The sequence below is a fragment of the Allorhizocola rhizosphaerae genome, from assembly GCF_003426775.1.
GTDB lineage: Bacteria > Actinomycetota > Actinomycetes > Mycobacteriales > Micromonosporaceae > Allorhizocola > Allorhizocola rhizosphaerae.
In genome coordinates this window covers 1-10,273 of the sequence record NZ_QJUG01000270.1, presented here as the reverse complement: position 1 = coordinate 10,273, position 10,273 = coordinate 1, and the positions used below count along the sequence as shown (strand labels likewise).

Annotated in this window: 12 protein-coding genes and 1 riboswitch; of the genes, 4 read left to right on the top strand and 8 right to left on the bottom strand. The window is 69.7% G+C overall.

Going from position 1 to position 10,273, the window contains the following annotated elements:
- Nucleotides 1-309 (top strand): helicase C-terminal domain-containing protein (locus DM816_RS36420; RefSeq protein WP_281274394.1); only part of this gene is annotated, 309 nt, incomplete at its 5' end.
- A gap of 193 nt (nucleotides 310-502) precedes the next feature.
- Here the strand turns inward: DM816_RS36420 and DM816_RS36415 are convergent.
- The 3 genes from DM816_RS36415 to DM816_RS36405 are packed head-to-tail and all read right to left on the bottom strand — an operon-like array spanning nucleotide 503 to nucleotide 3,441.
- A complete protein-coding gene (locus DM816_RS36415) occupies nucleotides 503-838 on the bottom strand; it encodes a GroES family chaperonin (protein ID WP_117215066.1) in 336 nt (111 codons plus the stop codon).
- Between the two features lie 5 nt (nucleotides 839-843).
- Complete coding sequence (locus DM816_RS36410) at nucleotides 844-2,112, bottom strand: AI-2E family transporter (RefSeq protein ID WP_117215065.1); 1,269 nt, start codon at nucleotides 2,110-2,112, stop codon at nucleotides 844-846.
- A 6-nt stretch (nucleotides 2,113-2,118) separates the two neighbouring features.
- Nucleotides 2,119-3,441, bottom strand: coding sequence for a PrsW family intramembrane metalloprotease (locus tag DM816_RS36405; RefSeq protein WP_117215064.1), 1,323 nt, complete (start codon nucleotides 3,439-3,441; stop codon nucleotides 2,119-2,121).
- Between the two features lie 33 nt (nucleotides 3,442-3,474).
- A riboswitch (SAM riboswitch) is annotated at nucleotides 3,475-3,577 on the top strand.
- Between the two features lie 6 nt (nucleotides 3,578-3,583).
- On the opposite strand from DM816_RS36405, the gene DM816_RS36400 reads away from it, so the two are divergent.
- The gene (locus DM816_RS36400; protein WP_117215063.1) at nucleotides 3,584-4,846 is read left to right on the top strand and encodes an aminotransferase class V-fold PLP-dependent enzyme; all 1,263 of its coding nucleotides are present in this window, start codon (nucleotides 3,584-3,586) and stop codon (nucleotides 4,844-4,846) included.
- Here the strand turns inward: DM816_RS36400 and DM816_RS36395 are convergent.
- Nucleotides 4,843-5,919 (bottom strand): FUSC family protein, encoded by a 1,077-nt coding sequence (locus DM816_RS36395; RefSeq protein WP_246002562.1) that lies wholly within the window; start codon nucleotides 5,917-5,919, stop codon nucleotides 4,843-4,845. The two genes, DM816_RS36400 and DM816_RS36395, sit on opposite strands and share 4 nt — an antisense overlap.
- 22 nt (nucleotides 5,920-5,941) lie before the next feature.
- On the opposite strand from DM816_RS36395, the gene DM816_RS36390 reads away from it, so the two are divergent.
- Complete coding sequence (locus DM816_RS36390; protein WP_117215061.1) at nucleotides 5,942-6,550, top strand: HD domain-containing protein; 609 nt, start codon at nucleotides 5,942-5,944, stop codon at nucleotides 6,548-6,550.
- A 187-nt stretch (nucleotides 6,551-6,737) separates the two neighbouring features.
- Here DM816_RS36390 and DM816_RS36385 read toward each other — a convergent pair whose 3' ends face one another.
- Both DM816_RS36385 and DM816_RS36380 read right to left on the bottom strand, forming a co-directional pair.
- A complete protein-coding gene (locus DM816_RS36385; protein ID WP_162908188.1) occupies nucleotides 6,738-7,283 on the bottom strand; it encodes a hypothetical protein in 546 nt (181 codons plus the stop codon).
- Nucleotides 7,284-7,401: 118 nt separating this feature from the next.
- Nucleotides 7,402-7,662, bottom strand: a complete 261-nt coding sequence (locus tag DM816_RS36380) for a DUF4031 domain-containing protein (protein WP_117215059.1) — start codon at nucleotides 7,660-7,662, stop codon at nucleotides 7,402-7,404.
- Between the two features lie 24 nt (nucleotides 7,663-7,686).
- Here DM816_RS36380 and DM816_RS36375 point away from each other — a divergent pair, with 24 nt between their 5' ends.
- Complete coding sequence (locus tag DM816_RS36375) at nucleotides 7,687-9,042, top strand: FAD-binding oxidoreductase (RefSeq protein ID WP_246002561.1); 1,356 nt, start codon at nucleotides 7,687-7,689, stop codon at nucleotides 9,040-9,042.
- A gap of 8 nt (nucleotides 9,043-9,050) precedes the next feature.
- Here the strand turns inward: DM816_RS36375 and DM816_RS36370 are convergent, their stop codons facing one another.
- Nucleotides 9,051-9,626 (bottom strand): dihydrofolate reductase family protein, encoded by a 576-nt coding sequence (locus tag DM816_RS36370; RefSeq protein WP_117215057.1) that lies wholly within the window; start codon nucleotides 9,624-9,626, stop codon nucleotides 9,051-9,053.
- A gap of 216 nt (nucleotides 9,627-9,842) precedes the next feature.
- The coding region (locus tag DM816_RS36365) for a glycerol-3-phosphate dehydrogenase C-terminal domain-containing protein (protein WP_281274393.1) at nucleotides 9,843-10,273 on the bottom strand (431 nt) is incomplete at its 5' end.

Genomic DNA, 10,273 nt, shown 5'->3' with positions numbered 1-10,273 from the left:
GTCATCGACCGGCTGCCGTTCCCGCGCCCCGACGAGCCGCTGGCCGCCGCCCGCTCCGCGGCCGTCGACGCCGCGGGCGGCTCGGGCTTCGCCGCGGTGAGCGTGCCCATCGCGGCCGTGCGGCTGGCCCAGGGCGTCGGCCGGCTCATCCGGTCCACCAACGACCGTGGCGTGGTCGCCGTGCTCGACTCCCGGCTGGAGAGCGCCCGCAGTTACGGCGCCTTCATGCGCAACACCCTCCCCCCTTTTTGGTATACGACGAAGACCGAGGTGGTCATGGGCGCGCTCAAACGACTGGCCACTACCTGATCGGTGAAGGGACCATCGGGACGGCACATGCCGCAGGTGGTGGCGAGCCAGTCCGCCGAGCTTTACAGGACGCACTTCGGGCGCATCGCGACTGGGCGCTGGGGCCCCGAGCTGCTTGCCGACGGCACCATCGTCGTGTCCACCACCGAGGGCGCATATGTCGGCACGGATGCGCCTGGGCCTACATCGCGGGCTAGAGATACAACCCTGTGGCGTCGTTTTCGACCCGTGACGCCGCGACCGCGTGCACATCGCGCTCGCGCAGCAGCACGAACGACTCGCCGTGCAGCTCGACCTCCGAGCGGTCCTCGGGGTCGAACAGCACCCGGTCGCCGGTCTGGATGGAGCGCACGTGCGGGCCAACCCCGACCGCCGTCGCCCAGCTGAGCCTGGTCCCCATCGAGGCGGTCGCGGGGATGACCAGGCCAGCAGATGATCTCCGCTCTCCCTCGTTGATTTCGGTGCGGACGAGGACGCGGTCGTGCAGCAGCCGGATGGGCAATCCGGGCTCGGGGTTGGTGGTCGTCACGCCGGTCAGAGTAACTCTTTCGGCCCGGGACTCTTAACGACGACCGCGTCCTCCGTCCCCGCCCGGGAGGCGGGGTTGTTCAGCCGCCGGATGCCGGTGTTGAGCACGGCGATGATCGGCACGGCGATGAGCGCGCCGATGATCCCGCCGAGGATCAAGCCGCCCGCGATGCCCACGATCACGGCGAGCGGGTGGATGGCCACGGCCCTGCCCATGATGAGCGGCTGCAGCAGATGCCCCTCGATCTGCTGGACCGCGATGACCCCGCCGAGCACCACGAGCGCGGTGACGGGCCCGTTGGTCACCAGCGCCACGAGCACCGCGACCGCACCGGACAGCGTCGCACCGATGATGGGGATGAACGCCATGAGGAACACGAGCGCGGCGAGCGGCAGGGCCAGCGGCACCTGAAGGATCGTCAGCAGGATCCCGATGCCCACGGCGTCGATGAACGCCACGAGCACGGTCGCCCGGACATAGGACACCAGTGACCGCCAGGCGGCCAGCCCGGCCTGGTCGACGTTTTCGCGCGCTGCCACCGGTACCAGATTCAAGGAGAACCGCCAGATCTGGCGGCCGTCGCGCAAGAAGAAGAACAAGGCGAAAAGCACCAGGAAGGTACCGCTGACGATCTCCACGGCCGTGGTGGCCGTCGTGAGGCCGAGGTCGGTGAGCCGGTCCTGGTTTTTCGTGACTATCTCGCGGATCTGGTTGATGAGGTTGGTCAGCTGCAGGTCGGTCAGCTGCAGCGGGCCCGTTTTGAGGTACTCCTCGATCCGGTCGAGGCCCTGTCGGGCGTTCACCGTCAGCTCGTCCAGACCCTGGACGAACTCGCGGATCACGAGCGTGAACGTGCCGACGACCGCCGCCAGCCCACCGATCACGGCGATCGTCGTGGCCAGCGACCGGGGGATGCCGAACCGGCGCATCCGGTTGACGGCCGGCCCGAGCAGCGCCGCGAGCAGCAGCGCGATCGCCAGCGGGATGACCACGATGGTGAGCTTGCCGACCAGCCACAGCAACCCGATGACCGCCACGGACACCACGATCATGCGCCATGCCCAGGCGGACGCCACCCGGAGTCCTTGCGGCACATACGTGTCGTCGAGACTGCTGGTCGAGCTGTGGGTCAGCTCGGGCTCCGGCGGGGCCACCGGTGGCGGGCCGGGGTCGGCCGACTGCCGCTCCTCCTCCTCGCGGGCGGCGCGGACGGAGGCGCGCCCGGCGTCATATGCCCGCCGGATGTTGGCCCTGATCTGGTCGAACCGACCCATGGTTGACTACCCTCCCCACGACGCGACCGGCAGCGGTACGACAGGCTCCGGGGGTGCGGGAACCCGACGCGTCACATTATCGGGGAAAACGATCTGGTACTGCTGCCCGTCCCACTGCGCGTTGGGCATCTGCGGGTCACGACCCGTGTAGACCTGCCTCGCCTGGGCCATCCGATGCAGCAGTTCCAGTTCTTCGTCCTGGAGCTGCTGGAGCTGCTGGATCTGCAGGCCGCGGTTGAGCCCGTCGCGGACGAGGGCGAGCTTGGTCGCCGCGAACTGGAAGTCGCGCATGGCCTTGCGCCCGGGGTCGCCCGCGACGCGCTTGGCCCACACGCGTGCGGCGTGGCGGCGGCTCAGCGTGCCGAGCGAGGCGAGCTCGGGCGGGGTGAACCAGCCGGCCTGCACATAGGGCGGCAGGACGGTCAGCGCCAGGCGCCCCTCGCGGGCGCGCACCCACAACGCGACCCCCACCATCGTGAGGAAGACGGGCACCATGACGGCGATGTAGCCGTACAAGAAAATGTATGGGCTCACCTCGCCGCTCAGGATGGCCATCAGGTTCCACGCGCCGTGCAGCATCATCGCGAGGATGAGCCCTGGCAGCGGCGCGAGCACCCGCACGGCCTTGCTCGGGGTGCGGGCGGCGAAGCCGATCCCGATCCCGGTCATGGACGTGAACAGTGGGTGGGCGAAGCCGGACATGAAGATGCGGGCGATGAACATGCCGAACACGAGCGCGGTGCCAGACGCCGGCCCGTACTGCTCGTAGCCCGACATGAAGCCGTGCCCGCCCAGATAGAGCACGTTTTCCACCATCGCGAAGCCCACCCCGGACAGTCCACAGTAGACAAGCCCGTCGGTGATCCCGGAGATGCGGTCGCGCCGGAACCACAGCACCAGCAGCGGGCCGAGCGCCTTCATCAGCTCCTCGATGAACGGCGCGACCAGCACACCGACCAGCGCCTCGGGCAGCTTGACCAGATCCGCGGCCGCGGTGTTGACGCCGTATGCGGTGAGCGTGGCCACGGCCGCGCCCCACCCGAACACGAACAGCAGATAGCGCACGGGCTCCGGCTCGTACCGATCCAGCCACAGGTAGCACGCGATCAGCACCGGCACGGGCAGGATGGCGGCGACCAGTCCGACGGCCAGGCCCGTCGGGCCCAGGTTGAACCCCAGGATGCCCAGCATGACGAGCGCCGCGACGCCGACCACCACGCTCGCGCCGGCCATCGGCAGCCACCGCGGCAGCGAACGCTTGCGTGGCGGGGCCGGAGCCGGAGCGGGTGGAGGTGAGATGCCGGTCTCAGGTGCTGGGAGATACGCCATGGGCTGACTCTATCGAAGCTATGCTCACCGACAGGTCACGAGCGCCAGCGCTAAGCCCCGGCTTGCTGGCCGGCAACCCTTCACCGCGATGGGGTGCCCCGGGTGAGGACCAGGCTCCCGAGAGCAAGCGTGGAGGTGCTTGATGTCTGTCCTTGTCCAACCCACCTGTAGCAATGTCGAGCTGCCCGAGGTGTTCGAGCCGCTCGTGGGCGGCGATCTCACCGTGCTGGGCGTGCCGGGTCAGATCAACCTGGATTATGCCGCTACCGCTCCGTGCCTGAAGGCGGCCGCCGACGCGGTCAATGAGCTGCTTCCCTGGTACGGCTCCGTGCACCGCGGAGCGGGCGCGCTCTCGCAGCGGTGCACTTTGGAGTATGAGCGGGCGCGCCAGACGGTCGCCGACTTCGTGGGCGCGCGCCCCGACGACCACGTCGTGTTCACCCGCAACACGACCGATTCGCTGAACCTCCTCGCGCACGCCTTGCCGGCCGGCACGACGGTCGTGACGTTCGCGAGCGAGCACCACGCCAACCTGCTGCCGTGGCCCAACCCGGTGCGCCTGCCCGTTCCCGGTTCGCGCGGCGAGGCTGTGCGCTCGCTGGCCAAGGCGCTGGCGCAGATCCGGCGGGACGGAGACGGCCCGGTGCTGGTGTCGGTCACCGGCGCGAGCAATGTGACGGGCGAGCTCTGGCCCATCGACGAGCTGGCGCGAATTGCGCGTTCTTTCAAGGCACGCATCGCGGTGGATGCCGCGCAGCTGGCGCCGCACGTGCCCGTGTCGCTGGAGAATATCGACTATCTGGCGTTGTCGGGGCACAAGCTGTACGCGCCGTTCGGGATCGGTGTGCTCGCGGGGCGGGCCGACTGGCTCGATGCCGCGATCCCGCTCACGAAGGGCGGCGGTGCGACGGCCCGGGTCGGCGATGCCACGCACGACATCCACTGGACCACCGGCCCGGCCCGGCATGAGGCGGGCACACCCAACCTGCTCGGCGCGGTTGCCCTGGCGGCTGTGTGCGCCACGCTGGAGAAGGCCGACCGCGCGCAGTTGCATCGACGCGAACAGCAGTTGCTGCAACGCTTGCGGGCGGGCTTGTCCACAGTGGACGGTGTGGCGGAGTTGCGCACGTTCGAACAGGACGCGCCGCGCATCGGCGTGGTGTCGTTCGCCGTGCGCGGCCGCGACTCCGGCGAGATCGCGCAGATCCTGGCCCGCAAGCACAACATCGGCGTGCGAGACGGTCTGTTCTGCGCGCATCCGTTGGCGCGCAGGCTTTTGGGCGAGGCAAGCGTGCGAGCCGGCTGGGCGGGCGTGCCGGCCACGGCACTGCGCGCGAGCATTGGGCTGGGCACCACGGAGTCCGATGTGGACGCGCTGGTGTCGGCGCTCGAAACGGAACTCTAGCCCTTCTCCACCGCCTCCCGCACCAGCCGGTGGGTCTCCTGCGGCGGCGTGCCCCCGGCCCGTACCAGATCGCTTGCCGCGGAACGGATTTGAGCGACCACCACGCCGCCCGAGAAGCCGACGCCCGCGCCATAGGCGTGCGCGCTCTGCCGTACCGCCCGGAGCGCCACGCCTTGGCACGCAACGGGTTCGACCCCCTGCGCGAGCTCGTCACGCAGCCAGGTGACGGCCTCGGCCAGCGAGCGGATCGCTGTCGGCAGGGCCTCTGGCACGGGCTCGCCATCGCGCATCAGGCTGAGCGTGCGGGCGGTCAGCACCCGACAGTTGCGCAGCAGGCGCGCCACATGCGTGTAGGAGGCCACGTACTGGCCGAGCACGTCCCGCTTGCGCCAGCGCAACGGGGCCACCAGCGAGATCTCCCGGCCGGCGTTGACGGCGTCGTGATAGGCCCGCAAATTCGGCTCAGTGCGACGCATCCGGTCCAGCGCCGATTCGGCCAGTTCGATATCGTGGTCGGTCAAAGACGTTGCGGCGCCGGACAATCCGCTCGCGATCTCGCCCAGCAGCGTGCGCGCCTCCCGCCCGACCACGGTGAGCGGATTGAGCGGCAGCAGCAGCGCCATCACCCCGACCCCCGCCAGGCCGCCGACGACCGCATCAATGAAGCGACTGAGAAAGAAATTCGCTTCAGGGGGTACCAGGGTAGCCACCAGTGATGCCGAAGAGGCCGCCTGCATGACCAGCGACGCGGACCCGCCGAACAGCATGGCGATGACGATGGCCAGCAGCACGACCAGTGACACCTGCCAGGCGCCGCGCCCGATGGCGAAGATGAGCACCTCGCCGAGCAGGATGCCGACCGCGTTGCCCGCGATGATCTCGAACGCCCGCCGCAGCCGCTGCCCCACCGAGATCGCCAGCACCACGACCGCCGCGATCGGGGCGAAGAACGGCTGCACGTGCCCGAGCAGATCGTGTGCCACAAACCAGGCCAGCCCGGCCGCGATCGCGGCCTGCGCGGCCAGGCCCAGCCCGATGCGCACGCGCCCGAGGCGGGCGGTCAGGGCTGTCATACCCAGAACGTAGTCTCGGGGCATGCAGTGGGAAGCGCGTTTCGTCAACACCGCCCGGCGCGCGGGTGCGACCGCGCCCGGCGCGACCCTCGCGGCGGTGGCGGCCGAGCTGGTCGCCCGCTGGTCCGAGCCGCACCGCCACTACCACGACCTGGCGCACCTCGCGTCATGCCTTGACGCAGACGGGGTCGAGGGCTCACCGGCGGCTGCGCTCGCGGCCTGGGGGCATGACGCGATTTACGATCCGCGCTCGCAGGCCAACGAGGAGCGCAGCGCGCAGCTGCTCGGGAGCCTGCTCACGCGCTGCGGCGTGCCGGGTGCCACGGTCGCGCGGGCCATGGCGCTGGTGCGCATGACCGCCGGCCACCGGGTCAGTGACGACCCCGACGCGGCCATCCTGGCCGACGCCGACCTGGCCGTGCTCGCGCGACCCTGGCCCGACTATCTGTCCTATGTGGAGGCTGTGCGCAAGGAATACGCCCACGTGCCCGAGCCGCTGTGGCAGGCCGGGCGTTCGGCGGTGTTAATGAGCCTGCTCGACCTGCCCACCCTGTTCCACCGCCACCCCGAGCGCGAGTCCCCCGCCCGCACCAACCTCACCCGCGAGCTACGCGCCCTCACCTCCGGTTGATCATGAACTTATGGCCATGTTCGACGGCGTGTCGCGGCGTTAACTTCATGGTCAATCCGCGAACGCGGCGGCCGGCGACGCTTCGGTCCTCCGCGAAGGGCCGGCTGCGGACCGCCGATCTCCCAGGGCAGACCACCCGATTCGACACTGGCTCGGCACATCTCGCCGTAGTCGTTCGCGTGTTGGCTCAGGTCCCCGTGATGTTGGTGATGGCGTTGGGCCGCCCCAACCGACCCCGCACGATGAGCAGGTAGTCGCTCCCGGAGCTGCGCACCTCGAACTCGGGCACCTCGGACGGCGAGAGCACGACCTCATATCCGGACTCGGGCGGCGGGTTGCCCGCGGTGAACGCCGCGACCTCGGGTGTGCTCAGCGCGCGCACGCGCGGCTGGTTGCCGTTGACCCAGGCCTCAACGAACTGCCGCGCGTATTCGTCGGCGTCGGCCGCGAAGGTGGTGCGATCCACCCGCACCTCGGTCACGGTTTCGGGCTGCGCGTTGGGTACCCGCAAAATCAAATCGCTGCCTTCGCCGTTGCGATAGGAACAGTAGCTGGACCCGGCGGCGCCGTCGCACTCGACGAACGTCCACGTCATGTCGATGTCGAGCGGCACCTCGGGCAGGGTGCGCCGGCCGCACAGCCAATCCTCGACATAGCCGCGCAAATGGTCGGGGCCGCCGCGCACGGTGCCCGCGCACGGGCTCGGGGCCGGGGCCGACGATGGGGAGCTCATAACCGTTGGTGACCCTCCCGTGGTCGGAATTGCCTGCGGCGGGCCGGACGCGCATCCACCAACGCCTATTAAGATCGCGGCGAATATTGATGGCGCCCGCATGAGGCGAACATACACCCTATTGGGCGTGCTTCGGGCGGCGCAGACCGGCGGCCCGCAACCGTGTGGCGATCTCCTTCGTGGACACCTGGCGGGCGCCGAGCCAGATGGCCACGGGCACCCGTTCGGCCGGAATGTCGTAGTGGTCGCGATCGAATCCCCGCCGGGGCGCGCCAAGCAACTCGGCGAACGCGTGCAGCTCGGCATAAGACACATCGCTGACCAGATGCGCCCACATCCGGCCGTGCGCCGGCCAGAGCGGCCGGTCTACATAAATCACGGACCCCAGGCTAACGTTCGGATCGTGACCATCTCCGAGCTCACCGGCGCCCTGACCGACCCCGATCTCTTAGCCTCGTACAGGCGCGACGAGGCCGACCTGTGCGAGGCGGGGACGCCCCTTGCCGTGCTCCGGCCGACCTCGACCGAAGATGTGGTCCGGGCCGTGAAATGGGCCGCCAAATTCAACGTGCCCATCGTGCCGCAGGGCGCGCGCACCGGACTGGCCGGCGGCGCCAACGCCATCGACGGCTGCCTCGTCCTCTCGATGACCAACATGAACCGGATCCTGGAGATCGACCGCTCCAACCGGCTCGCCGTGGTCCAGCCGGGCGTGGTCAATGCGGTGCTCAGCCGGGCCGCCAACGCCGAGGGCCTGCGCTATCCGCCCGATCCGGGCTCGTGGGAGACCAGCACGATCGGCGGCAACGTCGCGACCAACGCGGGCGGCATGTGCTGCGTGAAATACGGCGTGACGACCGAATATGTGCTCGGGCTTGAGGTCGTGCTCGCCGACGGGCGGGTCATGCGCACGGGCCGTCGCACCCCCAAGGGCGTCGCGGGCTACGACCTGACGCGCCTGTTCGTCGGCTCCGAGGGCACGCTCGGGATCATCACCGAGATCACGCTGGCACTCAAGCCGGCCGGGTCCGAGCCGCTCACGCTTGTCGCCGTGTTCCCCTCCACCGCCGCCGCGGGCGACGCGGTCGACCGCATCTTCACCGCGGGCCTCGCGCCCTCGCTGCTCGAACTGCTCGACCAGGTGCATTTGAACGCCATCGAGGACTACCGGCCGATGGGCCTGGACACGTCGGCCAAGGCGATCCTGCTCGCCGCCGCCGACGCCGACCTCGACGCCATCGCCGCGCAGTGCCAGACGGCCGGGGCCATCGACATCTGGCAGGCCACCGATGCAACCGAGGCGGCCGAGCTGCTGCAGGCACGCCGGGTCGCGCATCCGGCCATGGAGAAGCTCGCGATGACCATGTTCGAGCACGGCGGTCTGATCATTGATGATATTGCGGTACCCCGCACGCGCCTGGCCGAGCTGCTCGACGAGATCGAGGCGATCGCGCTCAAACACGGCGTCACGGTCGGCGTGGTCGGCCACGCCGGCGACGGCAACCTGCACCCCAACATCGTGGTCGACCGCACCGACCCCGGGTCTGTCCACAAAGGACATCTGGTGTTCGACGAGATCATGGAGCGCGGCCTGGCGATGGGCGGCACGTGCACCGGCGAGCACGGTGTGGGCCTGCTCAAGCGCGACTGGCTGGCGGCGGAGGCCGGACCGGTGAGCATCGAGGTGCAGCGGGCCATCAAAACCGCGCTCGACCCGGCCAACCTGCTCAATCCCGGCAAAGTCTTCAGCCTGACATGACGTTGTGCTCACGCCTGCTTGGCAACGCGGAAGCGTAGGTGGGTCGCGGTCCCCCCGATCGGCTTTCCTCCGGGGACCAGCTCGGCCTGGAGCCCGTCGAACAGCCGGGTTCCCGCGCCCAGCAGGAACGGAGCGATGTGAAGCCATACCTCGTCGAGCAGGCCTGCTCGCAGCAACTCCCGGGCGACATGCGGGCCCAACACGAACACGTCCTTGTCGCCTGCGGCCTGCTTGGCGCGCCGAACCGCGGCCTCAAGCCCATCGAAGGCAAACGTCCCACCGTTGTCGCCGACGAGGTCCTCCATCAGCCGATGGGTGACCACGAAACTGGGAACGCCCGGCCACGGCGTGCCGCCCCACGGGCGCAGCCCCAGATCGAAGGTGCGCCGCCCGATGACCACCGCCCCAACTCTCGCGTTCACTTCCTGGAACAGGCCCGCTTCGATCTCGCCGTCGGGCCCTTCTCCGGCCATCCACGCGTGCAGACGTTCCCCGCCGTCCCCCATCGGCTCCTCGTCCCGCACGTTCGGACCGCTCGCGAACCCGTCCAGGGACACCGTCACGTCCAGAATCACCTTGCTCATTGCCAACTCCTCCGCCAGTCTCGGGCGCTGCCCTCCAGCACCGTCACGAGATGGTCGGAGCCGACCCGGCCGTCTCGACATCACCTCGCCAGAATTCGATGCAACGTGAGTTCGCCCAGCGCCGTCGACCACCCGTCGCGGTGGCAGATCACGCGCCCGCTTCGGCAGGTGCGTGTCGGCGGTCAACACCAGGCGCATCGCCGGACCTGGCCGGATCTAGATCGTGGCCGAGAGCCGGGCCGCGTCGGCGGTCAGGTCGTCAGGCATAAGCTGCGACTTGCGCTCCGCCTCCACCCGCGCCAGATAGGCGTTCACCTCGTCGTCCACTGTGGACGGCGACCAGCCCAGCTCGGCGCCCATCAGCTCGGCGGCGCGGCGCGCGGACTCGACCCCGCGGTGCGTGGTCTCCATCGAGATGCGCGTGCGCCGGGCCAGCACGTCGACCAGGTGCCGCGCGCCCTCGTAGCCCGCCGCGTATGACACCTCCGCGCACAGGTATTCCGGTGCGCCCGGAAGTGCCTGCCCCAGCTCGGGCCGCGCGTCGATGAGCGCGAGCAGCTCGGCGGTCAGCGTGCCGTACCGCTCCAGCAGGTGCTCGACCGTGCCCACGCTCAGCCCGTGCCGCCGCGCCAGGTCGGCCCGGTCGC

Coding starts and splice junctions, on each gene's coding strand:
- DM816_RS36410 (WP_117215065.1), bottom strand. CDS start 2,112: ATGGGTCGGTTCGACCAGATCAGGGCCAACATCCGGCGGGCATATGAC.
- DM816_RS36405 (WP_117215064.1), bottom strand. CDS start 3,441: ATGGCGTATCTCCCAGCACCTGAGACCGGCATCTCACCTCCACCCGCT.
- DM816_RS36400 (WP_117215063.1), top strand. CDS start 3,584: ATGTCTGTCCTTGTCCAACCCACCTGTAGCAATGTCGAGCTGCCCGAG.
- DM816_RS36395 (WP_246002562.1), bottom strand. CDS start 5,919: ATGACAGCCCTGACCGCCCGCCTCGGGCGCGTGCGCATCGGGCTGGGC.
- DM816_RS36390 (WP_117215061.1), top strand. CDS start 5,942: ATGCAGTGGGAAGCGCGTTTCGTCAACACCGCCCGGCGCGCGGGTGCG.
- DM816_RS36385 (WP_162908188.1), bottom strand. CDS start 7,283: ATGAGCTCCCCATCGTCGGCCCCGGCCCCGAGCCCGTGCGCGGGCACC.
- DM816_RS36370 (WP_117215057.1), bottom strand. CDS start 9,626: ATGAGCAAGGTGATTCTGGACGTGACGGTGTCCCTGGACGGGTTCGCG.